This is a genomic window from Pseudomonas oryzihabitans NBRC 102199 (assembly GCF_000730625.1).
GTDB classification, from domain to species: Bacteria; Pseudomonadota; Gammaproteobacteria; order Pseudomonadales; family Pseudomonadaceae; genus Chryseomonas; species Chryseomonas oryzihabitans.
Genome location: NZ_BBIT01000009.1, coordinates 259,014 through 285,848, shown reverse-complemented (window position 1 = coordinate 285,848; position 26,835 = coordinate 259,014). Strand labels below are relative to the sequence as shown.

At 67.9% G+C, this 26,835-nt stretch carries 26 protein-coding genes; 12 read left to right on the top strand and 14 right to left on the bottom strand.

The genetic code is table 11. From position 1 onward, the window contains the following. Positions 1–52 precede the first annotated feature (52 nt). Entirely contained in the window at positions 53–1,198 is a 1,146-nt protein-coding gene (locus POR01S_RS11700; protein WP_027602626.1) for a YbfB/YjiJ family MFS transporter, read from the bottom strand. A gap of 109 nt (positions 1,199–1,307) precedes the next feature. On the opposite strand from POR01S_RS11700, the gene ptrR reads away from it, so the two are divergent. Continuing rightward, positions 1,308–2,192, top strand: a complete 885-nt coding sequence (gene ptrR, locus POR01S_RS11695) for a putrescine utilization regulator PtrR (protein ID WP_027602627.1) — start codon at positions 1,308–1,310, stop codon at positions 2,190–2,192. A gap of 50 nt (positions 2,193–2,242) precedes the next feature. Then, positions 2,243–3,163 carry a Gfo/Idh/MocA family protein gene (locus POR01S_RS11690; protein WP_027597016.1) on the top strand — a complete coding sequence of 307 codons (921 nt, stop codon included), beginning with the start codon at positions 2,243–2,245 and terminating at the stop codon, positions 3,161–3,163. Between the two features lie 506 nt (positions 3,164–3,669). Here POR01S_RS11690 and trmA read toward each other — a convergent pair. The 3 genes from trmA to POR01S_RS11675 form a co-directional block, all read right to left on the bottom strand. Then, on the bottom strand, positions 3,670–4,758 hold the full coding sequence (trmA, locus tag POR01S_RS11685; protein ID WP_027602629.1) for a tRNA (uridine(54)-C5)-methyltransferase TrmA: 1,089 nt from the start codon (positions 4,756–4,758) through the stop codon (positions 3,670–3,672). 63 nt (positions 4,759–4,821) lie between these two features. Further along, on the bottom strand, positions 4,822–6,117 hold the full coding sequence (locus POR01S_RS11680; RefSeq protein ID WP_027602630.1) for an NCS2 family permease: 1,296 nt from the start codon (positions 6,115–6,117) through the stop codon (positions 4,822–4,824). A 124-nt stretch (positions 6,118–6,241) separates the two neighbouring features. Beyond that, positions 6,242–7,633 (bottom strand): MFS transporter, encoded by a 1,392-nt coding sequence (locus tag POR01S_RS11675; RefSeq protein ID WP_042135961.1) that lies wholly within the window; start codon positions 7,631–7,633, stop codon positions 6,242–6,244. A gap of 172 nt (positions 7,634–7,805) precedes the next feature. On the opposite strand from POR01S_RS11675, the gene POR01S_RS11670 reads away from it, so the two are divergent. From POR01S_RS11670 to POR01S_RS11655, 4 genes are all read left to right on the top strand, one after another. Next, positions 7,806–8,057, top strand: a complete 252-nt coding sequence (locus tag POR01S_RS11670; RefSeq protein WP_027597012.1) for a hypothetical protein — start codon at positions 7,806–7,808, stop codon at positions 8,055–8,057. 85 nt (positions 8,058–8,142) lie between these two features. Continuing rightward, positions 8,143–8,547: an RcnB family protein gene (locus tag POR01S_RS11665; protein WP_027597011.1), complete on the top strand. Its 405-nt coding sequence runs from the start codon at positions 8,143–8,145 to the stop codon at positions 8,545–8,547. Between the two features lie 88 nt (positions 8,548–8,635). Further along, entirely contained in the window at positions 8,636–8,938 is a 303-nt protein-coding gene (locus POR01S_RS11660; RefSeq protein ID WP_027602631.1) for a putative quinol monooxygenase, read from the top strand. A 62-nt stretch (positions 8,939–9,000) separates the two neighbouring features. Continuing rightward, positions 9,001–10,554, top strand: coding sequence for an alkaline phosphatase D family protein (locus POR01S_RS11655; protein ID WP_052382656.1), 1,554 nt, complete (start codon positions 9,001–9,003; stop codon positions 10,552–10,554). 4 nt (positions 10,555–10,558) lie between these two features. On the opposite strand, the gene POR01S_RS11650 is transcribed toward POR01S_RS11655, so the two are convergent. Together POR01S_RS11650 and POR01S_RS11645 are read right to left on the bottom strand one after the other, a co-directional pair. Then, complete coding sequence (locus tag POR01S_RS11650) at positions 10,559–11,911, bottom strand: GntP family permease (protein WP_007159329.1); 1,353 nt, start codon at positions 11,909–11,911, stop codon at positions 10,559–10,561. Positions 11,912–11,972: 61 nt separating this feature from the next. Continuing rightward, a complete protein-coding gene (locus POR01S_RS11645; RefSeq protein WP_042135957.1) occupies positions 11,973–12,506 on the bottom strand; it encodes a gluconokinase in 534 nt (177 codons plus the stop codon). Between the two features lie 186 nt (positions 12,507–12,692). Between POR01S_RS11645 and gntR the strand changes: the two genes are divergently transcribed. Then, positions 12,693–13,709, top strand: a complete 1,017-nt coding sequence (gene gntR, locus POR01S_RS11640; RefSeq protein WP_042135955.1) for an HTH-type transcriptional regulator GntR — start codon at positions 12,693–12,695, stop codon at positions 13,707–13,709. 220 nt (positions 13,710–13,929) lie between these two features. Here gntR and POR01S_RS11635 read toward each other — a convergent pair whose 3' ends face one another. From POR01S_RS11635 to POR01S_RS11615, 5 genes are all read right to left on the bottom strand, one after another. After that, the gene (locus POR01S_RS11635; RefSeq protein ID WP_255211828.1) at positions 13,930–14,436 is read right to left on the bottom strand and encodes a GNAT family N-acetyltransferase; all 507 of its coding nucleotides are present in this window, start codon (positions 14,434–14,436) and stop codon (positions 13,930–13,932) included. Between the two features lie 20 nt (positions 14,437–14,456). Continuing rightward, positions 14,457–14,783, bottom strand: a complete 327-nt coding sequence (locus POR01S_RS11630; protein WP_042135951.1) for a hypothetical protein — start codon at positions 14,781–14,783, stop codon at positions 14,457–14,459. A gap of 16 nt (positions 14,784–14,799) precedes the next feature. Continuing rightward, positions 14,800–15,456 carry a DUF2726 domain-containing protein gene (locus tag POR01S_RS11625; RefSeq protein ID WP_042135949.1) on the bottom strand — a complete coding sequence of 219 codons (657 nt, stop codon included), beginning with the start codon at positions 15,454–15,456 and terminating at the stop codon, positions 14,800–14,802. A gap of 70 nt (positions 15,457–15,526) precedes the next feature. Further along, positions 15,527–15,904, bottom strand: coding sequence for a lysozyme inhibitor LprI family protein (locus POR01S_RS11620; RefSeq protein ID WP_042135947.1), 378 nt, complete (start codon positions 15,902–15,904; stop codon positions 15,527–15,529). Positions 15,905–15,958: 54 nt separating this feature from the next. Next, entirely contained in the window at positions 15,959–16,915 is a 957-nt protein-coding gene (locus POR01S_RS11615) for a LysR substrate-binding domain-containing protein (protein ID WP_042135945.1), read from the bottom strand. A 104-nt stretch (positions 16,916–17,019) separates the two neighbouring features. On the opposite strand from POR01S_RS11615, the gene POR01S_RS11610 reads away from it, so the two are divergent. Beyond that, positions 17,020–17,922: a DMT family transporter gene (locus POR01S_RS11610; RefSeq protein ID WP_042135943.1), complete on the top strand. Its 903-nt coding sequence runs from the start codon at positions 17,020–17,022 to the stop codon at positions 17,920–17,922. Positions 17,923–17,944: 22 nt separating this feature from the next. Then, the gene (locus tag POR01S_RS11605; RefSeq protein WP_042135940.1) at positions 17,945–18,841 is read left to right on the top strand and encodes a DMT family transporter; all 897 of its coding nucleotides are present in this window, start codon (positions 17,945–17,947) and stop codon (positions 18,839–18,841) included. 16 nt (positions 18,842–18,857) lie between these two features. Here the strand turns inward: POR01S_RS11605 and POR01S_RS11600 are convergent, their stop codons facing one another. From POR01S_RS11600 to paoA, 3 genes are read right to left on the bottom strand one after another with little or no spacing between them, the layout of a single operon-like run. After that, a complete protein-coding gene (locus tag POR01S_RS11600) occupies positions 18,858–21,080 on the bottom strand; it encodes a xanthine dehydrogenase family protein molybdopterin-binding subunit (RefSeq protein WP_042135938.1) in 2,223 nt (740 codons plus the stop codon). A gap of 10 nt (positions 21,081–21,090) precedes the next feature. Beyond that, on the bottom strand, positions 21,091–22,071 hold the full coding sequence (locus POR01S_RS11595; protein WP_042135936.1) for an FAD binding domain-containing protein: 981 nt from the start codon (positions 22,069–22,071) through the stop codon (positions 21,091–21,093). Next, positions 22,068–22,736, bottom strand: coding sequence for an aldehyde dehydrogenase iron-sulfur subunit PaoA (gene paoA, locus POR01S_RS11590; RefSeq protein ID WP_027602642.1), 669 nt, complete (start codon positions 22,734–22,736; stop codon positions 22,068–22,070). Before paoA ends, POR01S_RS11595 begins: the two co-directional genes overlap by 4 nt. 318 nt (positions 22,737–23,054) lie before the next feature. Between paoA and POR01S_RS11585 the strand changes: the two genes are divergently transcribed. Genes POR01S_RS11585 through POR01S_RS11575 form a run of 3 tightly spaced genes read left to right on the top strand, consistent with a single transcriptional unit; the run spans position 23,055 to position 26,790 of the window. Continuing rightward, positions 23,055–23,585: a (2Fe-2S)-binding protein gene (locus POR01S_RS11585; RefSeq protein WP_027602643.1), complete on the top strand. Its 531-nt coding sequence runs from the start codon at positions 23,055–23,057 to the stop codon at positions 23,583–23,585. Next, positions 23,582–24,568 carry an FAD binding domain-containing protein gene (locus POR01S_RS11580; protein ID WP_042135934.1) on the top strand — a complete coding sequence of 329 codons (987 nt, stop codon included), beginning with the start codon at positions 23,582–23,584 and terminating at the stop codon, positions 24,566–24,568. The genes POR01S_RS11585 and POR01S_RS11580 overlap by 4 nt, the downstream gene beginning before the upstream one ends. Beyond that, positions 24,565–26,790, top strand: a complete 2,226-nt coding sequence (locus POR01S_RS11575) for a xanthine dehydrogenase family protein molybdopterin-binding subunit (RefSeq protein ID WP_042135932.1) — start codon at positions 24,565–24,567, stop codon at positions 26,788–26,790. The genes POR01S_RS11580 and POR01S_RS11575 overlap by 4 nt, the downstream gene beginning before the upstream one ends. Positions 26,791–26,835 lie beyond the last annotated feature (45 nt).

Sequence of the window (26,835 nt, the reverse complement as noted above, 5' to 3'; positions counted from 1 at the left end):
CAAGGAACCACCCAGTTTTACTTCTGTGACGAATGGCCGCAGCGGAAACGATTCAGGCGATGCAGCGCTGTAGCGACGCCCGGGCGCGGCGCAGTTGCAGACCGGCGAACAGCAGGCCCAGCGCGGCGATCACCAGGGCCGGTTGCAGGTCGCCGGCGAAATGGCTGCTCGCCGCGCCGAGCAGCGGACCGAGCAACTGGCCGCTGGCGAAGCTGGCGGTGAGCACCCCGGCGTTGCGTTGCGGCGTGGCCGGTGCCAGCTCGCGACCGTATTGCATCACCAACTGCATGCAGGCGAGGAAGGGACCGCCGCAGAGCAGCACGCCGAGGAACAGCGCCAGGCTGCCCGGCAGGAGGCAGAGCAGTACGCCCGCGGCCTGTAGCCAAAGGGTCGCGATCAGCCAGCGCCGGGTGTCGGTGCCCGGGCGTCTCAGGCTGACCAGCACCACGCCCAGGGCCGCGGCCAGGCCGTAGCCGGGCCAGAAGAGGTCGGCCTGCCACTGGCCGTGGAAGCGGCTGGCGGCCATCTGCGAAAGAAAGGTCGCCGGCAGGATGTAGCCGACGCCCACCAGGCCATAGGCCAGGATCAGGCGGTTGAAGGCCGGGGAACGCTTGGCCGGCGCTGCGGCGGTGGGTAGCAGGGTGGCCGGACCGCGCCGTGGCAGCAGGGGCAGCAGCGCCAGGGTCGCCACGCTGGCGAGCAGGCCGTAGCTCAGCCACAGCTGATTGGAGCCACCGCCCAGGCGATTGCTGACGAGGGCCATCAACCCGCTGATGAGGATGCCCACCCCGGGACCGGTAAAGACCAGGGCGCCCAGGCGCGGCCGGCCGGCTTCGGCGGCCAGGGGCTGGCTGAGACCGGTCACCATCACCAGCACCCAGGCGCTGGCCAGGCCGGTGCCGAAGCGCAGCAGCGCCTGGGCGGCCAGGCCATCGGCCAGCAGCGACGCCAGGGTCAGGCCGGCGCAGAGCCAGAGGCCGCCGACCAGCCGCGCATGGGTCCGGCGGGCGAAGAGCGCATCCAGGGCGCCCAGCAGATAGCCCAGGTAGTTGGCCGCGGCCAGCAGGCTGGCGCCGGTGAGGTCGATCTGGCCTTCGGCGATCAGGTGCGGCAGGGCGGGGGTGAGGGCGAAGCGGCCGATGCCCATGGCGGTGGCCAGGGCGAGCAGGCAGGCCAGCAGGCGGGTGGTGGCGGTCATCGCAAGACTCCAGTAGCGAGCGGATGGGTACAGCCTAGGCCTTGAAGTTAATCAATAAAAACGAATAATAAAGAAATAGATGTTCAGCTAAAGAGAAAGGTGGTGATCCTTGGAATTCGCAGAGCTACGCATCTTCCAGGCGGTGGCCGAGGAGGGATCCCTGGTGAAGGCCGCCGAGCGGCTCAACCGGGTGCCGTCCAATCTCTCCACGCGCCTGCGCCAGCTGGAAGACAAACTGGGGGTGGAGCTGTTCCTGCGCGAACGCCAGCGGCTGCACCTGACCGCCGCCGGCCACCGGCTGCTGGACTACGCCCATCGCCTGTTCGCCCTGGCCGACGAGGCGCGCAGCGCGGTGCAGGGCGGCGAGCCGGCCGGTACCTTCGTGCTGGGCTCCATGTTCAGCACCGCGGCCATCCACCTGCCGGGGCTGCTGGCGCGCTATCACCAGCGCTATCCCAAGGTGAATCTGCAGGTGCACAGCGGCCCCAGTGGCGAACTGGTCGAGGGCCTGCTGGCCGGTCGCCTGGACGCCGCCCTAGTGGACGGCCCGGCGCCCGACGCGGCGCTGGAAGGCCAGCCCTGGTTCGAGGAGCGCCTGGTGCTGATCACCGGACTGGAACTCGGTCCGGTGCGTTCGCCCGCCGACGTGGCGGGGCGCCCGGTGTTCGGTTTTCGCGCCGGCTGCTCCTATCGTCGCTACCTGGACACCTGGTACGCCGCCGCCGGGGTGCCCAGCGGACCGGTGATGGAGATCGAGTCCTACCACAGCATGCTGGCCTGCGTGATCACCGGCGGAGTGGCGCTGATGCCGGAATCCATGCTCGACAGCCTGCCCGGTCGCGAGCGGGTGCAGCGTCACGAAATCCAGGCACGCTTCGCCCGGGCCACCACCTGGCTGATGTGGCGCAAGGGCCGCGAGGGGGCCAATCTGCGCAGCTGGCTGGAGTTGCGCGAGAGCCTGCAGACCGACCGTGAAGCTGTTGCTTTGGTGTGATGATTGCCCGATCCTAGGCGGCGGTTTCCTACCGTCTACCGAGGACGATCATGATAAGAATAGCCATCGTCGGTTTGGGCAAGATCGCCCGTGACCAGCACCTGCCGGCGCTCGCCGCCAATCCCGACTACGAGCTGGTCGCCGTGGCCAGCCGCAATGCCCAGCTCGACGGCGTCGCCCACTATCCCAGCCTGAGCGCCCTGCTCGAAGACGGTCCGGCGATCGACGCCGTGTCGCTTTGCGCGCCCGCGGCGGTGCGCTACGAACAGGCCCGCGAGGCCCTGGCGGCGGGCAAGCACGTGATGCTGGAGAAACCGCCGGGGGCGACCCTGAGCGAGGTGGACGCCCTGGCGCGCCAGGCCGAGGCGGCCGGTCTTTCGCTGTTCGCCACCTGGCATTCCCGCCATGCTCAGGGCGTGCAGCCGGCGCGCGCGTGGCTGGAAGGCAAGCGCATCCAGGCGGTCCGGATCGAGTGGAAGGAAGACGTGCGCGTCTGGCATCCGGGTCAGGCCTGGATCTGGGAACCGGGCGGCATGGGCGTCTTCGATCCGGGCATCAATGCCCTGTCCATTGTCACCGCCATCCTGCCGCGGCCGTTCTTTCTCAAGGAGGCGACGCTGCAGGTGCCCGGCAACTGCCAGACCCCGGTGGCGGCGCAACTGGCCTTCGTCGACAGCGCCGGGGTGCCCATCGCCGCCGACTTCGACTTCCTGCAGACCGGGCCCCAGACCTGGGACATCCACGTCGACACCGATGCGGGTCGCCTGACCCTGAGCAAGGGCGGCAGCGAGCTGTACCTGGACGGCCAACTGAGCCACCAGGGCCCGGACCAGGAATACGCCGGTCTCTATGCGCGCTTCGCCGAGCTGGTGGCGCAGAACCGCTCCGACGTGGACGTGGCGCCGCTACGGCATGTGGCCGACGCCTTCCTCTATGGCCGACGCGAGACGGTGGCGGAGTTTCACGAGTAGGGCCTCCCTCACCCCAGCCCTCTCCCGGAGGGAGAGGGGGCGCCACCTCGGGCTCGTGTAGGTTGGGTTGAGCGCAGCGAAGCCCAACAGGGATGGCTTGGCTTGTTGGGCTTCGACGGTGGAGCTGTCTCAACCCACCTACGGTACGGCTTCCCTCACCCCAGCCGTCTCCCGGAGGGAGAGGGGGCGCCACCTCGGGCTCTTGTAGGCTGGGTTGAGCGCAGCGAAGCCCAACAAGGGTGGCTTGGCTTGTTGGGTTTCGACGGTGGAGCTGTCTCAACCCAATCTACGGCTCGGTGGCTTCCCTCACCCCAGTCCTCTCCCGCAGGGCAAGGGGGCGCCACCTCGGGCTCGTGTAGGTTGGGTTGAGCGCAGCGAAGCCCAACAAGGGTGGCTTGGCTTGTTGGCTTCCCTCACCCCAACCCTCTTCCCAAGGGAGAAAGGCGCTCAGCCCCGGCGTAGGGTGGAAAACGGCGTAGCCTTTTCCGCGCGGGCTGGCTCGATGCTCAACGCCGCTCCAGCAACACCCCACTCTCCATGTGGTGCGTCCAGGGAAACTGGTCGAACAGGGCGCAGCGGGTGATGCGGTGGGTGTCCTGCAGCTGGGCGATGTTCTCGGCCAGGGTCTCCGGGTTGCAGGAGATGTAGAGGATGCGCTCGAAGCGGCGGGTCAGTTCGCAGGTGTCCGGATCCATGCCGGCGCGCGGCGGATCGACGAACACGGTGCCGAAGTCGTAGCTCTTGAGATCCACGCCGGCCAGGCGCCGGAAGGGACGGACCTCGTTGAGCGCCTGGGTCAGTTCCTCGGCGGAGAGCCGCACCAGGCTGACGTTGTCCACGCCATTGCTGGCCAGGTTGTGCAGGGCGGCGTTGACCGAGGTCTTGCTCACCTCGGTGGCCAGCACCTTGCGGACCCGGCTGGCCAGCGGCAGGGTGAAGTTGCCGTTGCCGCAATAGAGCTCCAGCAGATCGTCCTCGCGCTCGCCCAGGGCGGTATGGGCCCAGGTCAGCATCTTCTGGTTGACGGTGCCATTGGGCTGGGTGAAGCCGCCCTCGGGTTGCAGATAGCTATAGGTCTTCCCGGCCACCTCCAGTTCTTCGAGCACATGGTCACGCCCGATCACCAGGCGCTGACCGCGGGAGCGACCGATCAGACTGACACCGAGGTCGGCGGCCAGGCGCTCGGCGGCGGCCTGCCAGGCGGCGTCCAGCGGGCGGTGGTAGGCCAGGGTGATCAGCGCATCGCCGCTCAGGGTGGTGAGGAATTCCACCTGGAACAGCTTGAACGACAGCGCCACGTCCGCCTGCCAGCCGGCCTTGAGCCGGGGCATCAGGTCGTTGATGCGCTGGCTGGCGATGGGGAAGTCCTCGATGAGGATCGGCGTGTGCTTGTCGCCCGGGGCGAACATCGCGTAGTGGCGCTCTTCGTTCTCCCGCCACAGGCGGAATTCGGCGCGCAGCCGGTAGTGCTGCAGCGGCGAGGCGAAGACCTCCGGCTCGGGCGCCTGGAAGGGCGCCAGCAGGTCGCGCAGGCGACCGGCCTTGGCATCGAGTTGGGTCTGGTAGTCGGCGGGGGCGAAGGAAGGCTGGGACATGGTAGATCCGGAGAGACGATAAGGCGGGGAAACCCTCGGGACCAGGGCCCCGAGGGTGAAGGGTCAGGCGTTGAACCAGCCCAGCTTGATGACGAACAGGATCGACAGCACGATCAGCGCCGAATTCAGCTCGCGGGTACGGCCGGACAGCAGCTTGATGACCGTCCAGGTGATGAAGCCGAAGGCGATGCCGTTGGCGATGGAATAGGTCAGCGGCATGGCCAGGGCGGTGACCAGCACCGGGGCGGCGGTGGTCAGGTCGTCCCACTCGATCTCGGCCAGGCCCGAGGTCATCAGCACGGCGATGAAGAACAGCGCCGGGGCGGTGGCGAAGGCCGGCACGCTGCCGGCCAGGGGAGCGAAGAACAGCGCCAGCAGGAACAGTACCGCGACCACCACGGCGGTGAGGCCGGTCCGGCCGCCGGCGGAAACGCCCGCGGCCGATTCGATGTAGCTGGTGGTGGTGGAGGTGCCCAGCAGCGAGCCGAACATGGCGGCGGAGCTGTCGGCGATCAGGGCGCGGCCCATCTTCGGCAGATGGCCGTCCTTGCCCATCAGGCCGGCGCGCTTGGCCACGCCGATCAGGGTGCCGGAGTTGTCGAACAGGTCGACGAACAGGAAGGCGAAGATGACGCTGATCAGGCCGACGTCCAGGGCCCCCCGGATGTCCAGCTGCAGGAAGGTCGGTGCCAGCGACGGCGGCATGGAGACCAGGCCGCCGAAGGCGCTGACGCCCAGGGCGATGGCGATCACGGTGACCACCAGGATGCCGATCAGCACCGCGCCGGTGACCTTGCGCGCCTCGAGCACGACGATCAGGAAGAAGCCGAGGATGGCCAGCAGCGGACCGGGTTTGGACAGGTCGCCCAGGCCCACCAGGGTCGCCGGATTACCCACCACGATGCCGGCGGTCTGCAGGGCGATCAGCGCCAGGAACAGGCCGATGCCGGCGGCGATACCCGAGCGCAGCGGGAGCGGGATGCTGTTGATGATCCATTCGCGGATGCGAAAGATCGACAGCAGGAAGAACATCAGCGCCGAGAGGAACACCGCGCCCAGGGCCACCTGCCAGGTATGGCCCAGGTGCAGGACCACGGTGTAGGTGAAGAAGGCGTTGAGGCCCATGCCGGGGGCGAGGGCGATGGGGTAGTTGGCGATGAGTCCCATGAGCGCCGAGCCGATGGCGGCGGCCAGGCAGGTGGCGACGAAGATCGCGCCCTTGTCCATGCCGGTCGCGCCGAGGATGCTCGGGTTGACGAACAGGATGTAGGCCATGGCCAGGAAGGTGGTCACCCCAGCCAGCAGTTCGGTGCGGACAGAGGTGTTGTGGGCCTTGAGTTGGAAGAGTCTTTCCAGCATGGGATGCCTCGTGCGCGCCGGTCTGATCGGAAAAAACGGCGCGCATCATAACAGGTCGGTTAACACGGGTAAGGCACTAAGACTTACCCCCAAATCGGCATCGGGTCGAGCACTGTCCGGTCGGTCAGCTTTTCGCGGTGTGGCCGCTGACCGAATCGCCTGCGTTGCGGGCCAGGCGGAAGGCATCCAGGGTGCTCAGGATGCCGAGCACGGCCACTATGCAAAAGGCTAGCCGGAAGTCCGACAACTGCGGATCGAGGTGGCCGTGCCACTCCATCGAGGCGCGCAGCAGCAGGGCGGCGATGGCCACGCCCAAGCCCATGGCCAGCTGAAAATTGGTGCTGAACAGGGTGGACGCATGGCTCAGCTGGGGTTTCGGGATGTCGGCGAAGGCCAGGGCATTGCTGGCGGTGAATTGCAGCGAGCGGGACACGCCGCTGGCGAACAGCAGCAGCACGATCAGCGGCAGCGGCCAGTCCGGGGTGAGCAGGCCACATGCCAGCAGGCTGAGCGCGCTGAGCACGCCGTTCATGGTCAGGATGGTGCGCAGGCCGAAGCGGCGCATGGCGGCGGTGGTGAAGGGCTTTGCCGCCAGGTTGCCGGCAAACAGCGCCAGGAGCAGCAGGCCGGCCTGGAAGGCGTCGAGGCCAAAGGCCAGCTGGAACATCAGGGGGAGCAGAAAGGGTGCGGTGGCGATGGTAACGCGGAACAGGCCGCCACCGAGGATGGCGGCGCGGTAGGTGGGAATCCGCAGTGTGCCAAAATCGATCAGCGGACGTTCGATCTTCGTCATGTGACGCACCGCCTTGGTGCCGAGGATCAGCCCTATCCCCATCCAGGCCAGGTTGCTGCCCAGGCTGCCATGGTTCTGGCCGAGCCGTTCGACGCCCCACATGAAGGCGACGCAGGCCCCGCCCAGCAGCAGGAAGCCGCGCCAGTCCAGCGGATGGCATTGGGTCGGCAGGTCGGCGGGCACCAGGCGCCAGGCCAGCAGCAGGGCGATCGACCCCAGCGGCAGATTGAGATAGAAGATCCAGCGCCAGTCGGCATAGGTGGTGATCAGGCCGCCCAGGGGCGGGCCCAGCACGGGAGCCACCAGGCCCGGCCAGGTGATGAGGGCGATGGCGCGCACCAGTTCGTGCTTTTCGGTGACCTGCAGCACCACCAGCCGCCCGACCGGGACCATCAGCGCGCCGCCGAGCCCCTGGAGGATGCGCGCGGCGATGAATTGCTCGAGGGAGAGGGCCATCCCGCACAGCAGCGAGGCCAGGGTGAAGACGCCAATAGCCAGGGTAAAGACCGGTCGTGGACCGAAGCGCTCGGCGATCCAGCCGCTGACCGGGATGCCTACGGCAATGGCCAGCAGATAGGCGCTGATGCCCAGGTTTAGGTCCACCGGATCACGGCCGAAAGACGCCGCCATCTGCGGCAGGGCCGTGGCGATCACGGTGGCGTCGAGGTTTTCCATGAAAAAGGTAAAGCTCACCAGGCCGGCGAGAATCTTCCAGCGTTCCATGGGGCAGCGCCTCAGGCCAAGGGGTGGGCTACTCTGCCTGAGGTGCTGCAAGGCGCGCCAGCCCTGGCTTGCCGATAAAAAGTCAAAGGATTTGCCACCGTCTCTCGAACAGGCTGCTAAAGTCCAGAGGAGACAGGTTCGCTAATCGTCATCGCCATGAGGAAGCCGTTGCATGAAGGACGTGATCGATAGCCACATCATGGCCATGGCGGAAGCCCGGCGGCTGCTCGAACGGGGTAGCCAGGCCAAGCGCCAGCATCAGCGCTATTTCCTCAACTTCCTGACCCTGCGTCAGGAGGCCTCACTCCTCAGCCAGCAGTCCTATCGTCTGAGCTGCTCGCTGGACGCCTTTTCCACCCAGCGCTCACGCCAGTTGCCCCCGGTGCTGACCCTGGTAAAGGCAGACCGGGACGAATGCCAGTAAGGCCAAAGGCGTAGCCGTAGGTATTCGTGGAGCTTTTCCGCTGACCCCGGGGTCAAAACCTCGAATGCAGAGGAGAAACACCCCCATGATCAAGCAATCGCTGCTCTCTCTGGCCCTGGGTACCGTCGTCCTGACCGGCGCCCTGCAGGCCCAGGCCGCGCCCGAGGCCATGACCCCGGTCAAGCCCGCTGCCGACAAGGCGGCTTCGGAGCCCACCAGCTCGCAGTACCAGAACAAGGTCAACAAGAAGGATGCCAATCAGAGCGATGATGCCGTCACTCATGACCCTGATCATCCTACCTTTGAACTCGAAGAGGGTGGCCGGGCGCCGCGCAAGTACATCCGCGACGAGTACGTGATCAAGGACTTCAAGAAGCACGGCCTGGAGCAGCCGGGCGAAGACAGCCAATGGGTCAAGATCGGCTCCGACTATGTACTGATCAAGCGCAGCAATGCGGTGATCGACAAGATCGTCAAAGCCAAGCAGTGATCTACCATAGCCGGGGCCGATTCTCGACCCCGGTGGTATTCGGGGTGTCCAGGCGGCATGCTGAGGCATCATTTTCGGAGTTTTTTGCATGACCAGTGAAATTCGCGTCGTCGCCATCCTGCAGGCCAAGCCCGGCCAGGCCGCAGCCGTCGAGAACGCCCTACGCGCCATCGTCGCCCCTTCCCGCGCCGAGGCTGCCTGCCATTTCTACACTCCGCACCGTGATCCGAGCCACGAGGGTCGCTATGTCTTCATCGAGCGCTGGGCCAGCCGCGAGGCCCTGGCCGAGCACGAGGAGACCGCGCACTTCAAGCAGCTGCTGAGCGATCTCGATGGCCTGCTCACCGAGGCGCCCCAGGTGATGATCCTGGAAGAGTTGCCGCTGGCCTGAGTCGGGCGACATAGCGCTGTCATTTGCCTGAGTCACCCTGGCCTCTTTTCGTGGAGGCCTGGATGAATCCCTCTCGACGTCAAGCGCTGGGTCTGCTCGGTCTGGGTCTGAGCGCGCCCTGGTTCGCCGGGTGCAGCGCGCGTGAACCGCAACCGGATCCCTTCACCCTGGGCGTCGCCAGTGGCGATCCCGCTGCCGATGGCTTCGTCATCTGGACCCGCTTGGCGCCGGATCCCCTGGCCGAGGATGGCCTGGGCGGTCTGCGTACCCCGGTCGAGGTGCGGTGGGAGGTCGCCCCGGATCCGGGGCTGCGCCAGGTGGTGCAGAGCGGTACGGTCCAGGCGCAGTCCCTGGCGGCCTTCAGCGTGTCCATCACCCTGGCGGGTCTGCTGCCGGGGCGACCCTATTGGTACCGCTTCACCGCCCTGGGGCATCAGAGTCGCATCGGTCGCGCCCTCACGCTACCGCCGCCGGCCAGCGCGCCGCAGCGACTCAAACTGGTGGCCGCCTCCTGCTCCCACTATGAGAAGGGCTTCTTCAGTGCCTATCGGCACATGGCCGAGGAGCAGCCGGACCTGGCGCTGTTCCTTGGCGACTACATCTATGAATCCAATGTGCCGCTGCTGCTGCCAGCGGTCCGCCGCCACGGCCTGCCGGAGGCCCGCGACCTGGCCAGCTATCGGCGGCGCCATGCCCTGTACCGCACCGATCCCGATCTGCAGTACCTGCATGCCAATGTCACCAGCCTGCTGACCTGGGACGACCACGAGGTGCAGAACGACTATTCCGGTCCCTGGTCGGCGGATCCCCGGGTCAGTCTGGCCGCCTTCGCCGCGCGACGGCGGGCGGCCTACCAGGCCTTTCGCGAACACGCCCCGCTGCGCGCCTGGCGCACCCAGGGCAGCGCGCTGCGCCTCTATGACCGGTGGCGCTTTGGCGACCTGGCGGAGATCCATCTGCTCGATGGCCGGCAATACCGCAGCGAACCGGCCTGCGCGACGGCCAGGACCCGCGGTGGCCATCTGGTCGCGCCGGATTGCCCGGGCCTGCGTGATACCACGCGCAGCATGTTGGGGCGGGCGCAGGAGGATTGGCTACTGGACGGCTTTCGCCATAACGGTACGCAGTGGAACCTCATTGCCCAGGACCTGCTGCTGGCACCCCTGCGGCAGCGCCTGCCGGATGGCGATCCGGCGCGCTGGACCGATGGCTGGGACGGCTATCCGGCCACCCGCGAGCGCCTGCTGGCGGCCATGGCCGCGAGTCGCCTCGCCAATCCGGTGACCCTGGGCGGGGACATCCATTCCTTCTGGGTGACGGATCTGCACCGTGATCCGGAGGACGAGCGGAGCCCGGTGGTGGCGAGCGAGTTCGTCGGCACCTCCATCACCTCGGACGGACCGGATTACCGACGCTTCCAGGCGCTGTTGCCGGAGAATCCCCAGGTGCGTTTCTTCGACAGCCGGGAGCGTGGCTATCTGGCCCTGGAGCTGACGCGGGAGCGGCTGCAGGTGGATCTGCGCACCATCAGTGACCGAACGCGCCCGGATGCCAGGCGCGGCACCCGGGCGAGCTTCGTGGTGGAGGCGGGACGGCCAGGGGCCGTCCCGGTCTAGCGGCTCAGACGAACAGCGACAGCAGCATGATGAAGGCCAGGGCCACCACCGAGAGGATGGTTTCCATCATCGACCAGGTCTTGAAGGTCTCGGCCACGGTCATGTTGAAGTACTGCTTCACCAGCCAGAAGCCGGCGTCGTTGACGTGGGAGAGGATCACCGAACCGGCGCCGGCGGCCAGCACCAGCAACTCCTTGTTCACGCCGGGGATCAGCGCCACCACGGGGGCGACGATGCCGGCGCCGGTGATGGTCGCCACGGTGGCGGAACCGGTGGCCACGCGGATCACCGCCGCCACCAGCCAGGTCAGCAGGATCGGCGAGATCTGCGTCTGCACCGCCAGGTTGCCGATCACCTCACCCACGCCGCTGGCCACCAGCATCTGCTTGAAGCCACCGCCGGCGCCGACGATCAGCACGATGGCCGCCACCGGCGCCAGGCTCTGGTCGAGCAGCTTGACGATCTTCTCGCGAGAGAAGCCGCAGGCGGTGCCGAAGCTGTAGAAGCTCAGCAGCAGGGCGGCGAGCAGGGCGGTGATGGGGTGGCCGATGAAGTCCATCCAGATGCGGAAATGGTTGTCGGCGGCAAAGAAGATGTCGGCGAAGGCCTTGAGCAACATCAGGATCACCGGCAGCAGCACGGTGAAGACGGTGATGCCGAAGCCCGGCAGGTTGCGGTTGTCGGTTTCCTGGGCGATCTGGGCGACCAGCTCGGGATTGGCCGAGCCGGGGATGCGCTTGGAGATCCAGGCGCCAAAGATGGGACCGGCGATCATGGCGGTGGGCAGGCCGACGATCAGGCCGTAGAAGATGGTCTTGCCGATGTCGGCACCGAACACCCCGACCGCCAGCAGCGGACCCGGGTGCGGCGGCACCAGGCCGTGCACGGCGGACAGGCCGGCCAGCAGCGGGATGCCCAGCTTGACCAGCGACAAGCCGGTACGGCGGGCGACGATGAACACCAGGGGCGCCAGCAGCACGAAGCCGATCTCGAAGAACAGCGGGATGCCCACCAGGAAGGCGGCGAACATCATCGCCCAGTGCACGCGCTTGATGCCGAAGGCGCGGATCAGCGTCTGGGCGATCTGGTCGGCGCCGCCGGAATCGGCCATCAGCTTGCCGAGCATGGTGCCGAGGCCCAGCAGGATGCCGACGAAGCCGAGCACGCCGCCGAAGCCGTCCTGGAAAGATTTCATGACCTTTTCCACCGGCATGCCGGAGGTCAGGCCGAGAAAGCCCGAGGCGATGGTCAGGGCGATGAAGGGATGGACCTTGAACTTGGTGATCAGGAGCACCAGGCCGACGATGGTGACCGCGGCGTCGAGCAGAAGGAAGCTGTTGTGGTCCATGCCGAACATGGCGCCTCTCCTATTGTTGTTGTGGGCGTTGCGGGTGGTTGGATTGGGTAGCGCTGTCTCGTCAGGCCGGCTGGGCCAGGCGAATCGAGGTGTTCCACCAGGCCGACACCTGGGTGCCGATGGCGGGCAGGCTGTCGCGTGCGTCTACTACCAGCGTAGCCGGTTCACCGTGGGGTGCTTCGAGGGCGGCGAACTGGCTGTCGATCAGGCTGGCGGGCATGAAGTGCCCCGGGCGATTGGCCACGCGCTGGGCGGCGGTCTCGCGGGTCAGTTCGAGAAAGACGAAGCCGAGACCGGGCACGGCCTGGCGCAGCTGGTCGCGATAGCGGCGCTTGAGTGCGGAACAGGTGAGTACCGGGCGTTCGCCCGCGGCCACGGCAGCGGCCAGTTCTTCACCGAGGCGGGTCAGCCAGCCGGCGCGATCCCCGTCGTCGAGGGGGATGCCGGCGCTCATCTTGGCGATGTTGGCGGCGGGGTGGAAGGCGTCGCCTTCGATCAGGCGGCCACCGTCCTGCTCGGCGATGGCCGCGCCGACGCTGCTCTTGCCGCAGCCTGCGACGCCCATGACCACCAGCGCGGGAATGGGAGTGTTCATCGTCACCTCCGGTCTGGAGACAGCGCTACCCCGAAAAGCGAAAAAGGCAGCGGCTTCCAGTTCTTGTCGATCTTGTTAGGCCGAATGCCGACGCGCTGCGGAAGGCCACGTCAGGCTTGTAGTGTCTGCTGAGACAGCGCTACCTTAGGCGCGTTCTCCGTCTCTGACAAGCCTGAAACCATAACAATGAATCGAACGGGTTCTCGTAGTTCCGGTCGGCCCACCCTCACCGAGGTGGCGCTGCAGGCCGGTGTTTCCCCCATCACGGCCTCGCGTGCCCTGCGAGGTGTCGCCAGCGTGGCACCGGAGCTGGTCACCCGCGTGCAGGAGGCCGCCGCGCGCCTTGGCTATGTCACCAATCCGGCCGCTCGTGCCCTGGCCTCGGCCCAGGGGCATTCGGTGGTGGTGCTGGTGCCCTCGCTGTCCAACCACCTGTTCATCGAGCCCCTCGAGGCCATCCACGAGGTCCTGCGTCCCCGTGGCCTGGAGGTGCTGATCGGCAACTACCACTACGATCCCGAGGAAGAGGAAAAGCTGATCCGCAACTACCTGGCCTATCAGCCCCGGGGACTGCTGCTGACCGGCTTCGACCGCACCGACGCCGCGCGCCAGCTGCTGGCGGCCAGCGGGGTGCCGCGGGTGCACATGATGGAGCTGGACCCGGCGGGGGCGGTGCCCAGCGTCGGCTTTTCCCAGCGCGCCGCCGGGGCCGCCGCGGCGCGGCATCTGCTGGCGGCCGGACGCAAGCGCCTGGGCTATGTGGCCGCCCAGCTCGACCCGCGGGCACTGGCCCGAGGGGAGGGCTTTCGCGAGGTGCTGCGCGAGGCGGGCTGCTATGACCCGAGTCTGGATGTACTGGATCCGCAGCCGTCGTCCGTGGGCCTGGGCGCCCGACAGTTTCGCGAACTGCTGGCCCGCCGCCCGGATGTCGACGGCCTGTTCTTCTGCAACGACGACCTGGCCCAGGGCGCGCTGTTCGAGGCGCAGCGGCTGGGCATCGCCATCCCCGAACGGATCTCGGTGCTGGGCTTCAACGACCTGCCCGGCTCGGCGCACACGGTCCCCCGGCTGACCTCCATCCAGACCCCCCGCGCCGCGGTAGGGCGCCAGGCCGCGACCCTCCTGCTGGGGCTGCTGGACGGCCGCAGCCAACCGACCTGCGTAGACCTGGGATTCGAGTTGGTGAGTCGGGAGAGTGTGTAGGGCTTTGGCTTGGGTCGATCGTGACCACGGCGGTCCGTCGATGCAGCCAGAACGGTATGACTTTGCTTATCGCGGCCATGGGCCGCTCCTACCGGGCTTGACGCTTCTGTAGGAGCGGCCTATGGCCGCGATAAGGTTTTGCTCCGACAACGAATAATCCATCTTCTGGCATCCATCAGCTCCGCGGACCGTCATAACCGCGATCGCGGTGCAGCAGGTCTTACCGCAACGCCTTGGCCAATATCCGCGACTGCCCCCGGAAATCCTGGCGGGCATAGAAGGCCTGGGCGTCCTCGTTGAATTCCATGACCTCCAGGCGCAATTCGTCGACGTCGTTGTCCCGCGCCCAGGCTTCCACGGCGTCCAGCAGCCGGGCACCCACGCCCAGCCGTCGGTGGGTGGCCGACACTACCAGGGTGCCGATCCGGCAGAGGATCAGCGGCTGCAGAAAGGAAGTCGAGCGGGTGTCGGACAGGCGCGCGGTAACGAAGCCGACCAGTTCGTCACCGGCCTCGGCGACAAACAGCACCCCGTCTTCCGGCTCCAGCTGGGCGGCCCAGTAGTCCTGGTCGCGCCAGCCGCCGGAGGGTTCGGCGAAGGTCGCCGGGGCCTGCCGGTGATGCTGCTCGGCGAGTTGCTCGGCCAGCCGGCAGACGGCGGCGAGATCGGTGACGAAGGCGGGACGGATGCGCAAGAGCGGTGCTCGCAAGAGGAGTCGGCCGTTCACCTTACGCCGCACGGAGCGGGTCAGGAAGCCTCGGCATCCAGCTGCCGGTACCAGTCGGCATAGGGGGTATTCCTGGCCATCCGCCGGTTGTAGTCGGGCGCGCCATCGGTCCACCAGACCGGTCCGCGCTCGCCCAGGGCGTGCTTGGCGGCGTCCACCGCGGCGCGTGCGCTGCGCAGGGCGGCTTCGTCACCCTGACGCTTGGCCACGCCCACCTGGCGGCGGGCATCCATCAGTTCATGGGTCAGCAGGTCGCGGCGGTCGGCGGGCAGGCTGGGGTCGGTGCAGCGCCAGAGTCGGCCCCTGACCACGAAGTAGCGTCCGTCCGGGGTGGTGGGATAGCGCATGGCAAGGGCCCCTTGGTCAGTCGTCGATGTCGAGCAGGCCGCGGCAATCCGGATAGTTCGAGCAGGCCCAGAAGTCCCGGCCCTGGTGGCGACCGCTGCGCGCGCGGCGGCGGACCATGGGCGCCTGGCATTCCGGGCATTCCGGCGCAAGGGGCTGGCTGGGCGCTGCGGTTCGCTGGCGCGGACGGCGCCCGCCGAACACGGCGTCGCGTACGGCATTGGCGGAATAGCGCGCCGCCGCCGGGATCTCCACCAGGCGCAACTGGGCGGCCTCGCACACCGCGCGGACGAAGCGGTCGCGCTGCTGGCGATGGCGCTGCAGGTGCGACCTGTCGTTGAGTTCGACCACGGCGTGTACGGCGAGGTCGTCGCGGCGGCAGATGGCGAAGTCGAAGTGCTTGCAGTTGATGCGATTCTGCGCGATCAGATAGCGGCGGCGATCGCGCAGCGGCAGGGTCTGGACCACATCGGCGATGCGCACCTTGCCGAACACCCGGTAGTCGTCACCCACGGCTTCGTCGAGCACCGCGAGAAAGGCCTGTTCGGCGGGGGTGAAGAGGGCTTCGACCTGGCGATAGGGAAAGGCGGCCTGGCGACGGCGCTGCCACCACCACAAAGCCCCCAGAAACAGCAGTCCGGCCGGGACCAGCAGGGGCAGGTAACGCTCGTACATCTCGAACTCCAACAGCGGGGCGCCATGATAGTGAGTTCCGGCGCCGGACAGCAGCGGTGGCGACGAAGCGTCAGTCGCGCCGCGGGAGTTGCCGTTGCAGATCGTCCAGCCGCAGCAGGGTCACCGACTTCAGACAACTCAGATACTGCAGCTGCTGCATGGCGCCCTGAAATCCGCGCGTCGCGTCAGCGCAGCGGGGGGCGCGGTCGCTTTGCCAGAGCTGCTGCAGGCGTTTGAAGGCGGGTCGTTGCGCAGCGGAGAGCGCGGCCAGGCGGCGGCCGTAGACGTCGGCCAGCCGGGCTTCGGCCAGGGCCAGATCCCCGGAGGCGCAGGCTGCCAGCTGCGCCTCGCTGCCCTGGCGATCGCAGTCGGCCGGGGGCTGCTCGGCGGCCAGGGCGGCGGTCGAGAGCAGCAGGGCGAGCAGGGCGGACAGGCGACAGGTGTTCATGCAGGCTGACTATTGCAGGGGCGGACCGCCTAGACTGCCGTAAAAGCGCGGCTCTCACCAGGCGCCGCCGGTCTCCTGCGGCTCGCCCTGGGTCTCGCGGAATTGGCGGATCTGCACCAGCAGCCAGTCGATCCAGCGCTGTACCGGCGCGTCCACCGGGCCCTTGGGCAAGACCAGGAAGTAGGCCTGGGTCGACAGCTGGTTGAACCGGTCCGGCAGCGGGCGGACCAGGGCGCCGCTCGCCAGCAGGCGCTGGGCCAGCACGCAGCCGCCGAGGGCCACGCCCTTGCCGGCCGCGGCCTGTTGCAGGGCCATGCCACTCAGCGAATAGCGCGGACCGCGCAGACTCTCGCCCAGGGGTACCTGCTGGCTGGCGAACCAGTCCTGCCAGGCGTTGAAACGGCTGCTGGGCCGGCCCGAACGCCAGTCGCCGGGCCATTCGGCATGCAGCAGCGGATAGGCCAGCAAGGCGGCGGGTTCTGTCAGTGGCGCCGGGATCAGCGTCGGGCTGCACACCGGGAAGATCCACTCACGCAGCAGCAGGCGCGTCTCGCCGTCCTGCCAGTCGCCCCGGCCATAGCGGATCGCCGCCTGGGCACCGCCCTCGGTACCCAGCGGCACGATGGCGGAGGAGGCATCGAGAAAGACCTCGATATCCGGATGCTGGCGCTGGAAGTCTTCCAGGCGCGGCAGCAGCCATTCCTGGCCAAAGGTGGGCGGCGCACTGACGGTCAGGACGCTGCTCTTGACCCGCGCCCGGGCGACGGCGCGGGTCAGGCCGTCGAGGTGCGGCGTGATCTCCGCCGCCAGGGCGCGCCCCTGGACGGTTAGGCGCACGCCCTGGGCCAGGCGCTCGAACAGCGGCTGCCCCAGCTCTTCCTCGAGCAGGCGGATCTGCCGGCTGATGGCGCCCGCGGTGACGTGCAGCTCGTCCGCGGCCTTGGCGAAGTGCTGGTGTCGCGCGGCAGCGGCAAAGGCGCGCAGAGCATTGAGGGGGAGGGCGGTCGTCACACGGAGCCTTAGTTTTCCTGAGCCTGACGCCCATTAAACATCGTTTGTCCGACCTGTTCAGCCACCTTCACCATGCAGGCTCACTTTTTCCTGGAGCGACGCTCATGCGCAAGGAGCTGGATCTCCCCGCCGTGCTGGTCATGCTGGTGCTCTGCCTGGTCTGGGGCCTGCAGCAGACGGCGATCAAGGCCATCGCCGAGCAGGTGGATCCGCTGCTGCAGATCGGCTGGCGCTCGCTGCTGGCGGCCGGGCTGCTCTATGGCCTGGCGCGCTGGCGCGGCATCCGCTGCCTGGGTCGCGACCAGACGCTGCTTCCCGGGCTGCTCGCCGGGTCGCTGTTCGCCCTGGAATTCCTCTGCATGGCGGTCGGCCTGAAATACACCAGCGCCGCGCACATGGTGGTGTTCATCTACACGGCGCCGCTGTTCGCCGCCTGCGGCCTGCACTGGCTGGTGCCCGGGGAGCGGCTGTCGGGGCGGCAGTGGCTGGGCATGCTGCTGGCGGCCACTGGGGTGGTCTGCGCCTTCCTGATCGGCAAGCCGAGCGGCGGCACCAGTTGGCAGGGCGATTTGATCGGCCTGGCCGGCGGCGCAGCCTGGGGCGCCACCACGGTGCTGATCCGCCGCAGTGCCCTGGCCGAGGCGCCGCCGCTGCGCACCCTGTTCTATCAACTCGGGGTGACCGGCGTGGTGCTGCTGGCGCTGGCCCTGCCGCTCGGCAAGCGCCTGGATCTGGCCGGGCTGGATTCCCTGGCCTGGTCGAGTCTGGCCTTCCAGGTGTTCATCGTCGCTGGTATCAGTCTGCTGGGCTGGTTCGTGCTGCTCAGTCGCTATCGCGCGGCGCCCCTGGGCGTGCTGACCCTGCTGACGCCGCTGTTCGGTGTGCTGATGGGCGTCTGGCTGCTGGGCGAGACCCCGGGTCCGGGATTTCTCGCCGGCGCGGCCCTGGTGCTCAGCGGGCTGTTGATCGTCAGCTATCCTTCCCGCTCGCGAGTCGCGTCCCGCTGACTCGCCTGGCCCTGAGCATCCGATGTCGTCCACCTCGCTGAATCCCTGGTTGCTGCGCCTCATTCCCCTGGTGTTCCTGGCCCTGTGGTCCGCCGGCTTCGCCGTGTCCAAGGTGGGTCTGGCCTATGCGCCGCCCTTCACCCTGCTGGCGATGCGCTATGCGCTGGCCTTCAGCGTGCTGCTGGTGGCTTTCCTGATCCTGCGTCCGCCGCTGCCACGCACCCGGCGGGAATGGGCGAATCTCGCCGTGGTGGGCTTTCTGATCCAGGGCGTCTATTTCGGCATGAGCTATGGCGCCCTGGTGCTGGGCGCCTCGGCCAACGTGGTGGCCATGGTGGCCTCGCTGCAGCCGATCCTGGTGGCCCTGGGCGCGCCCCTGCTGGTCGGTGAGCGGGTGACGCCGCTGCAATGGCTGGGGCTGGCCCTGGGGCTGCTCGGCGCCATCGGGGTGATCCTGGCCCGGGCCAGCGTCGCCGTGGAGTCCGTCCCGGGCATCTTCCTGGCGGTCGGCGCGCTGCTGGGCATGACCAGCGCCGTGCTCTACGAAAAGCGCCTGGGCGTGGCCCAGCATCCGGTCACCAACAACCTGGTGCAGTACAGCGTCGGCCTGGTCTGCTGCGCGCCGGTGGCGCTGCTGTTCGAGCACAATCCGGTGCACTGGGCGCCGGCCTTCATCGGCGCCCTGGCCTACCTGGTGCTGGCCAACTCGCTCCTGGCCATCAGCCTGCTGGTGTGGATGATCCGCGCCGGCGAGGCGGCGCGGGTCAGTGCGCTGTTCTTTTGCGTGCCGCCGGGCGCCGCCCTGAGCGCCTGGCTACTGCTGGGCGAGACCCTGCCGCCGCTGGCCTGGGTGGCCATGGTGATCGCCATCGGTGGGGTGCTGCTGGCGACACGGGCCGGGGGCAAGGCGGCGCGCTGAACCGCGCCGCCCGCCGTCAGGCCGTCTTCAGCCCGGCCAGCACCTTGTCCACCGTCAGCGGATAGTCGCGGATGCGCACCCCGCAGGCGTTGTAGACGGCGTTGGTGAGCGCGGCCCCGGCGCCGCAGATCCCCAGTTCGCCGACGCCCTTGATCTTCAGCGGATTGGCCTTGTCGTCCACTTCCGGCAGGAAATGGGCTTCGATGGCGGGAATGTCCAGGTGGCAGGGGTAGTGGTAGTCGGCCAGGTCATGGTTGACGAAATGCCCGTGGCGAACGTCGATCACCCCGTCTTCGTGCAAGGCGCTGCCCACCCCCCAGATCATCCCGCCAAGCATCTGCGAATGGGCGGTCTTCTCGTTGAGGATGCGGCCTGCGGCGAACACCCCGAGCATGCGCCGCAGGCGGATCTCGCCGGTGAGGGCGTGCACCCCCACCTCGGCGAAGAAGGCGCCGTAGCCCTGCTGGGAGTAGTCCTTGAGGGTCTGGCCCGGCTTGATCTCGCCGATGGCCTGGAGATCGTGCTGGCGCGCTAGTTCGGCGAGGTCGCGACTGCCGTTGTCGGCGATCAGCCGACCACCGACGAAGCGGGCACTGGCCGGATCCAGGCCCGCCGCCTCTGCCGCCTTCAGCCGTAGATTCTCGCAGGCGACATAGACCGAGGAACCGGAACTGGCGGCGCCAAAGGAGCCACCCGACCCGGCTCCGGCCGGGTCGTCGCTGTCGCCCAGCAGCACCTTGACCCGCTCCACCGGCAAGCCGAGCGACTCGCCGGCGATCTGCGCCAGGATGGTGTAGGTCCCGGTGCCGATGTCGGTCATGGATGTCTTGACCGTGGCCGTGCCATCGGCTTCCAGGCGCACCCCAGCCTGGGACGGCCTGAGCATGTTGGCGCGGCTGGCTGCCGCCATGCCCATGCCGATCAGCCAGTCGCCGTCGCGCACCTGGCCGGGCGTGGCCTTGCGCTGGCTCCAGCCGAAGCGGCGGGCGCCGTCCTGCATGCACTCCACCAACTTGCGGGAAGAGAAGGGGATGTGCTTTTCCGGATCCTGGCTGGGCTCGTTGCGGATGCGCAGCTCGATGGGATCGAGACCGAGCATGACCGCCAGCTCGTCCATGGCGCTTTCGCTGGCGAGCATGCCCACGGCTTCGCCGGGCGCCCGGCAGGAGCCGGACTCGGGCAGGTCCAGCTCGACCATGCGGTGCGCCACCAGGCGGTCGTCGCCGGCATAGAGGGTGCGCGAGGACAGGCCGGTGGGTTCGTAGTAGGTGAGGCCGCGGGCGGAATGGGACCAGCCTTCATGGGCCATCGCCTGGATACGGCCCTCGCGGTCGGCGCCCAGGCGGATGCGCTGGATGGTGGCCGAGCGATGGTCGGTGATCTGGAACATCTGCTGGCGGGTAAGGGTGACCTTGACCGGCCGGCCGATGGCGCGAGCGGCCATGGCGCCGATCAGGGCGTCGGCATAGATCGGCAACTTGCCACCGAAGCCACCACCGATATAGCGCGCCACGATGCGCACGTTTTCCTTGGGCAGCTGCAGGGTATTGGCCACGCAACTCTGCGCCTGCTCGACGAACTGGGTGGAGCAATAGATGGTCACCCGGTCGCCGTCCCACTGGGCGAGGCTGGCGTGGGGCTCCATCTGCGCATGGATGTGGTAGGGCGTGGTATAGCGCTCGTCGAGCTTGATCGGCGCCCGGGCAAAGGCGGCGTCGACATCGCCCGAGGCGGTATCGGTGGGCTGATCGGCATCCGGCGGCTTGACCGCCTGGCCGAGGTTGGCGGCGAGATCGAAGACGCCCGGTTCGGCCGCGTAGTCGATCTCCACCAGAGCCGCCGCCAGGCGCGCCTCCTCGAAGGTCTCGGCCACCACGAAGGCCACCGGCTCGCCGAAATAGCGCACCTGGTCGCTGTCGAGGTAGGGCTTGGGCCGGGTGAAGCGACCGCTGTTGTCCGGCTCGCGGGCGGCCTGGCGCGGCGCGTTGCGATAGGTCAGCACGCCGAGCACGCCCGGCGCGCCCTCCGCGGCCGAGGTGTCCAGCCGGCTGATGCGGCCCTTGGCGATGGTGGCGCCGACGATGAAGCCGTAGGCGACGCGATCGTTGCGGAATTCGAAGCTGTAGGGCGCCTGGCCGGTGACTTTGAGCAGGCCGTCGACGCGGTCGATGGGCTTGCCGATCAGGCCGCCGCGATTCTCGTCGATCAGGTTGCGGCCGGCGGGTTCGTTCATTTCCATGCTGCTGTCCTCAGGCCTGTTGGCGAGCGTCGGCCACGCCGGCGCGCAGGATGCGGCGGGTCAGCTCGAGCTTGAAGTCGTTGTGGCCATAGCCACGGGCACCGGCGAGCAGGGCATCGCCCACGGCCGCCAGATCGCTGTACACGGCCTGGCCGGCAAAGGCCTGGTCGGCCGCCGCCACCCGCCAGGGCTTGTGCGCCAGGCCGCCGAAGGCCGCGCGACCGCTGCGGATGCGCGTGCCGTCCAGCTCGACGATGGCGGCCATGGACACCAGGGCGAAGGCATAGGAGGCACGGTCGCGCACCTTGCGATAGACCTGGATGCCGGGCGGTGGCGGCGGCAGGGTCACCGCGGTGATGAGTTCGCCGGGTTGCAGCACCGTCTCGATCTGCGGGGTATCCCCGGGCAGGCGATGGAAATCGGCGAGGGGGATGCGCCGGGTGCGGCCATTGGCTTCGCGGGTCTCCACCGTGGCGTCCAGCACCCGCATGGCCACCGCCATGTCGGAGGGATGCACGGCGATGCACTGGTCGCTGGCGCCGATGACGGCGTTCATCCGATTGAAGCCGCCCAGTGCCGCGCAACCACTGCCGGGCTGGCGTTTGTTGCAGGGCATGGCGGTGTTGTAGAAGTAGGAGCAGCGGGTGCGCTGCAGGAGATTGCCGCCGGTGGTGGCCTTGTTGCGCAACTGCGCCGAGGCACCGGCCAGCAGCGCGCGGGAGAGCACCGGGTAGCGCTCGCGCACCCGGGCGTCGGCGGCCAGGGTGGAGTTGCGCACCAGGGTACCGATGCGCAGGCCGCCGTCCGCGGTGGCGCTGATCTGGTCCAGCTGCAGGCGATTGATGTCCAGCACCTGGCTGGGGGTCTCGATCTCCAGCTTCATCAGGTCCAGTAGATTGGTACCGCCGGCGATGAAGCGACTGCCGGCCCGCGCACCCTGGCGGCTGGCATCGGCTTCGGTCTGCACGCGCTGATAGTCGAAGACTCTCATGCCTGGCCCCCCGCCATCTGGATGGCCGCGACGATGTTGGGATAGGCACTGCAGCGGCAGAGATTGCCGCTCATGCGCTCGCGGATCTCTTCCTCGCTCAGCCGCATCGGCCCGTCGAGGCGCTTCGAGACGTGACTGGGCATGCCGGCCTTGACCTCGTCCAGCAGGGCCACCGCCGAGCAGATCTGCCCCGGGGTGCAATAGCCGCACTGGAAACCGTCCTTGGCCAGGAAGGCCGCCTGCATGGGATGCAGGCGCTCGGCGTTGCCCAGGCCCTCGATGGTGGTAATGGTGTCGCCTTCGTGCATGGCCGCCAGGCTCAGGCAGCTGTTGATGCGCTGGCCGTTCACCAGCACCGTGCAGGCGCCGCACTGGCCATGGTCGCAGCCTTTCTTGGTGCCGGTGAGGTGCAGGTTCTCGCGCAGCGCATCGAGCAGGGTGGTGCGGCTGTCGACCCGGAGCCGGCGCGCCTCGCCATTGATCTGCAGGGTCAGCGGCAGCAGTTGCGGCAGGCGGGCGGCGATGGCCTGGGGCGTCAGGGGCGCGCCACCGCTGGCCTGGGCGAAGCCATAGCCGGGTATGGCGCTGGTCGCTACCAGCACCGCGGAGGTGCCGAGGAACTGACGCCGGGACAGGCGCCAGCGTGCATCGGAGTCGGAAGCCATGGTCGGATTCTCATCGTTGGGGGCACATCACGGGAGTTCTGATGACTGCCCCAGAACCTATGGGGTTCAGGCCACTGGGCCGCTGGCGTAGCGAAGCGCCATACCAGATGTGTCCTGACCAGGGCGAAACCCTCTGACACGGGCTTTCCAACGCTTCGCTGAACAACCTTCAACGTGACGTTGAATACCGCTGGGCAGGGGTGCTGAACCGCTTCCGGTCGGGCGCAGTCCCTTACCTGAGGTGGCCTTTCGCTGTCACCGCCTGATTCCGACCACGGGGGCAATCTGCACCCCGCGGCTTTAACCGTGAGGTCCGCCATGAACGCCACCCCCGCGCGCCAGCTCCAGCCCCTGGCCGAACCCGAGTCCCATACCATCGCCCTGACCCTCAACGGCAAGCAGTTGCAGCTGGCCGTGGAGCCCTGGACCACGCTGCTCGATCTCTTGCGCGACCACCTCGATCTGACCGGTACCAAGAAGGGCTGCGATCACGGGCAGTGCGGCGCCTGCACCGTGCTGGTCAACGGCACCCGCATCAACAGCTGCCTGGCCCTGGCGGTCATGCAGGACGGCGCCGAGGTCACCACCGTCGAGGGCCTGGCCCAGGGCGACCAGCTGCACCCCATGCAGGCCGCCTTCGTCGCCGAAGACGCCTTCCAGTGCGGCTATTGCACCCCGGGGCAGATCTGCTCGGCGATCGGCATGCTCAAGGAGGGCCATGCCCACAGCGAGGCCGAGGTGGCCGAGCAGATGAGCGGCAACCTCTGCCGCTGCGGCGCCTATCGCAACATCCGCGCCGCCATCGAGCGGGCGCGTCCGGATTGCCAGCAAGGGGAGGGCCGCGAATGAACCGCTTCGGTTATGCCAAGCCCAACGCCGTGCCCGACGCCATCCGCCAGCATGGCCCCCAGACCCATTTCATCGCCGGTGGCACCAACCTGCTGGATCTGATGAAGGAAAACGTCGAGCGCCCCGAGCAGCTGATCGACGTCAACGGCCTACCCCTGCGCGAGGTCGAGACCACCGCCGAAGGCGGTCTGCGCATCGGTGCTCTGGTCAAGAACGCCGAGGTCGCCTATCACCCCGAGGTACAGCGGCGCTATCCGCTGCTGGCCAAGGCCATCCTCGCCGGCGCCTCGCCGCAACTGCGCAACATGGCCTCCACCGGCGGCAACCTGCTGCAGCGTACCCGCTGCTACTACTTCTACGACGTGGGCACCCCCTGCAACAAGCGCGAGCCCGGCTCCGGCTGCGGCGCGCGCGAAGGGCAGAATCGCATCCACGCCATCCTCGGTCACAGCGAGCAGTGCATCGCCACCCATCCCTCGGACATGTGCGTGGCCCTGGCCGCGCTGGGAGCCCGGGTCGAGGTGAGCGGTCCGAGTGGCGAGCGCGTCATCGACTTCGCCGACTTCCATCGACTGCCTGGCGACACCCCCGAGCGCGATACCAACCTCGCCGCCGATGAACTCATCACCGCCGTGACCCTGCCGGCCGACAGCCTGGCGGCCAACAGCGCCTACCTGAAGATCCGCGACCGCGCCTCCTATGCCTTCGCCCTGGTCTCGGTGGCAGCCGCGCTGGAAATGGACGGCGAGCGCATCAAGCAGGTCCGCGTCGCCCTGGGCGGCGTGGCCCACAAACCCTGGCGCCTGCCAGAAGCCGAGCAGGCCGTCGTCGGCCAGGTGGCGGACAAGGCCACCTTCGGCCAGTTGGCCGATCGCCTGCTGCAAGGCGCCCAGGGCTTCGCCCACAACAGCTTCAAGATCGAACTGGCCCGGCGCGCCATCGTGCGTGCCCTTACCGAAGCCGCCGGAGGTACCCTGCAATGACCGTCGTCCATCTGCAAAAAGCCGTTCCCCGCGTCGACGGTCCGCTCAAGGTCACCGGTCAGGCGCTCTATGCCGGCGAATTCAGCGTTCCTGATCTGGCCTTCGGCTTCGTGGTCAACGCCACCATCACCAAGGGCCGCCTGCTTGGCCTGGACGTCAGCGAAGCCCTGGCCCAGCCGGGTGTGCTCGAGGTGCTCAGCCATCTCAACCGACCGAAGATGGCCAGCTACGACGAGAGCTACACCGACATGGACGCGGCCGACGGCAAGCCCTTCCGGCCGCTGTACAACGATCGCATCCTCTACAGCGGCCAGCCCATCGCCCTGGTGGTGGCCGAGACCTTCGAGGCCGCGCGCAATGCCGCCTCGCTGATCCGTGCCCAGTACAGCGAGGAAGACCACGCCACCGACCTGGCCCAGGCCCGCGACCAGGCCCACGAAGCGCCCATGGAATTGCCGGACAACCGCGGCGACGCCCCGGCGGCCTGGGCCGCGGCGCCCGTGCGGATCGAGGCCGAATACCATTCCGCGGCGGAATTCCACAATCCCATGGAGATGCATGCCTCCACCGTCATCTACCACAAGGACGGCAAGCTGACGGTGCATGACAAGACCCAGGGCGTGCAGAACAGCGCCCAGTTCGTCAGCAACATCTTCGGCCTGGGCGAGGGCGACGTGAAGGTCATCTCGCCCTTCGTTGGTGGGGCCTTCGGCTCCGGTCTGCGTCCCCAGTACCAGCTGGTGCTGGCGACCATGGCCGCGCTGCAGCTCAAGCGCTCGGTGCGGGTGACCCTGACGCGCCAGCAGATGTTCACCTTCGGCTATCGCCCCGAGACCTACCAGCAGCTCAAGCTGGCCTGCGACAGCGACGGCAAGCTGCAGGCCATCGATCACAGCGCCCTGGGCATCACCTCGCGCTTCGAGGACTTCACCGAAATGGTGCTGGTCTGGTCGGCGTCGCTCTATGCCTGCCCCAACGTCAAGCTGGCCTATCAACTGGCCGCGCTGGACGTCTACACACCGTTGGACATGCGCGCCCCGGGCGCGGTGCTGGGTGTCTATGCGCTGGAAAGCGCCATGGACGAACTGGCCTATGCTGCCGACATCGATCCGCTGGAATTGCGCATCCGCAATTTCACCGACACCGATCCGGCCAAGGGCAAGCCCTATTCCAGCAAGGAACTGCTGGCGTGCTATCGCCAGGCCGCCGAGCGGTTTGGCTGGGAGCGACGCAGCATGGCGCCACGCTCCATGCGCGACGGCAACCAGCTGGTGGGCTGGGGCATGGCCACCGGGGTCTGGGAAGCCATGCAGCAACCCGCCACCGCCAAGGCGGTGATGAACATCGACGGCAGCCTGGTGGTGGCCAGTGCCACCTCCGACATCGGCACCGGCACCTACACGGTGATGACCCAGATCGCCGCCGAGAACCTCGGCCTGCCGCTGGACAAGGTCACCTTCAAGTTGGGCGATTCCACCCTGCCCAAGGCACCCCTGGAGGGCGGTTCCTTCACCGTGTCCTCGGTGGGTACCGCCGTCAAGCTGGCCTGCGACCAGCTGCGCCAGCAACTGCTGGATGCGGCCAAGGAAATGGATGACTCGCCGCTGGCCAAGGCGGAGCTGGAGCAGGTGGTGTTCGCCGATGGCGGCATCAGCCTCAAGACCGATCCGGCCCGGCGCGTCGACTTCACCGCCATCCTCAAGGCCTCGGGGTCGCCATCGATGGAAACCCTGGCCAGCGCCGAACCGGCGGAAGGCCGTGACGACTATGCCACCGGTACCCACTCGGCGGTGTTCGTCGAGGTCAAGGTCGACGAAGACTTCGGCAGCGTCCAGGTCAGTCGCGTGGTCACCGCCGTGGCCGCAGGCCGCATCCTCAACCTCAAGACCGGCGAGAACCAGGTGGCCGGCGGCATCGTCTGGGGCATCGGCATGGGCCTGCAGGAAGAGGGGATGATGGACACTTCCGAGGGGCGCTGGATGAACCACAGCCTGGCGGAGTACCACTTTCCGGTGCAGGCCGACATCCAGCAGCTGGAGGTGATCTTCGTCGAGGAGAAGGACGAGATCGTCAATCCGCTGGGCGCCAAGGGTATCGGCGAGATCGGCATCGTCGGCGTGGCGGCCGCCATTGCCAACGCCATCTTCCACGCCACCGGCAAGCGCGTACGCGACCTGCCCATCACCCTGGACAAGGTATTCGCCGACGAGCTGGTGCACTGACCGGAGCTTGTTGGGCTCCGACAAAGGAGCTCCCCGCGCTGAACC

Bases quoted from the DNA above. Each gene is read 5' to 3' on its own strand.
- POR01S_RS11700 (WP_027602626.1), bottom strand. From the start codon at position 1,198: ATGACCGCCACCACCCGCCTGCTGGCCTGCCTGCTCGCCCTGGCCACC.
- POR01S_RS11690 (WP_027597016.1), top strand. From the start codon at position 2,243: ATGATAAGAATAGCCATCGTCGGTTTGGGCAAGATCGCCCGTGACCAG.
- trmA (WP_027602629.1), bottom strand. From the start codon at position 4,758: ATGTCCCAGCCTTCCTTCGCCCCCGCCGACTACCAGACCCAACTCGAT.
- POR01S_RS11680 (WP_027602630.1), bottom strand. From the start codon at position 6,117: ATGCTGGAAAGACTCTTCCAACTCAAGGCCCACAACACCTCTGTCCGC.
- POR01S_RS11675 (WP_042135961.1), bottom strand. From the start codon at position 7,633: ATGGAACGCTGGAAGATTCTCGCCGGCCTGGTGAGCTTTACCTTTTTC.
- POR01S_RS11670 (WP_027597012.1), top strand. From the start codon at position 7,806: ATGAAGGACGTGATCGATAGCCACATCATGGCCATGGCGGAAGCCCGG.
- POR01S_RS11665 (WP_027597011.1), top strand. From the start codon at position 8,143: ATGATCAAGCAATCGCTGCTCTCTCTGGCCCTGGGTACCGTCGTCCTG.
- POR01S_RS11660 (WP_027602631.1), top strand. From the start codon at position 8,636: ATGACCAGTGAAATTCGCGTCGTCGCCATCCTGCAGGCCAAGCCCGGC.
- POR01S_RS11655 (WP_052382656.1), top strand. From the start codon at position 9,001: ATGAATCCCTCTCGACGTCAAGCGCTGGGTCTGCTCGGTCTGGGTCTG.
- POR01S_RS11650 (WP_007159329.1), bottom strand. From the start codon at position 11,911: ATGTTCGGCATGGACCACAACAGCTTCCTTCTGCTCGACGCCGCGGTC.
- POR01S_RS11645 (WP_042135957.1), bottom strand. From the start codon at position 12,506: ATGAACACTCCCATTCCCGCGCTGGTGGTCATGGGCGTCGCAGGCTGC.
- gntR (WP_042135955.1), top strand. From the start codon at position 12,693: ATGAATCGAACGGGTTCTCGTAGTTCCGGTCGGCCCACCCTCACCGAG.
- POR01S_RS11630 (WP_042135951.1), bottom strand. From the start codon at position 14,783: ATGCGCTATCCCACCACCCCGGACGGACGCTACTTCGTGGTCAGGGGC.
- POR01S_RS11625 (WP_042135949.1), bottom strand. From the start codon at position 15,456: ATGTACGAGCGTTACCTGCCCCTGCTGGTCCCGGCCGGACTGCTGTTT.
- POR01S_RS11620 (WP_042135947.1), bottom strand. From the start codon at position 15,904: ATGAACACCTGTCGCCTGTCCGCCCTGCTCGCCCTGCTGCTCTCGACC.
- POR01S_RS11610 (WP_042135943.1), top strand. From the start codon at position 17,020: ATGCGCAAGGAGCTGGATCTCCCCGCCGTGCTGGTCATGCTGGTGCTC.
- POR01S_RS11605 (WP_042135940.1), top strand. From the start codon at position 17,945: ATGTCGTCCACCTCGCTGAATCCCTGGTTGCTGCGCCTCATTCCCCTG.
- POR01S_RS11600 (WP_042135938.1), bottom strand. From the start codon at position 21,080: ATGGAAATGAACGAACCCGCCGGCCGCAACCTGATCGACGAGAATCGC.
- POR01S_RS11595 (WP_042135936.1), bottom strand. From the start codon at position 22,071: ATGAGAGTCTTCGACTATCAGCGCGTGCAGACCGAAGCCGATGCCAGC.
- paoA (WP_027602642.1), bottom strand. From the start codon at position 22,736: ATGGCTTCCGACTCCGATGCACGCTGGCGCCTGTCCCGGCGTCAGTTC.
- POR01S_RS11585 (WP_027602643.1), top strand. From the start codon at position 23,055: ATGAACGCCACCCCCGCGCGCCAGCTCCAGCCCCTGGCCGAACCCGAG.
- POR01S_RS11580 (WP_042135934.1), top strand. From the start codon at position 23,582: ATGAACCGCTTCGGTTATGCCAAGCCCAACGCCGTGCCCGACGCCATC.
- POR01S_RS11575 (WP_042135932.1), top strand. From the start codon at position 24,565: ATGACCGTCGTCCATCTGCAAAAAGCCGTTCCCCGCGTCGACGGTCCG.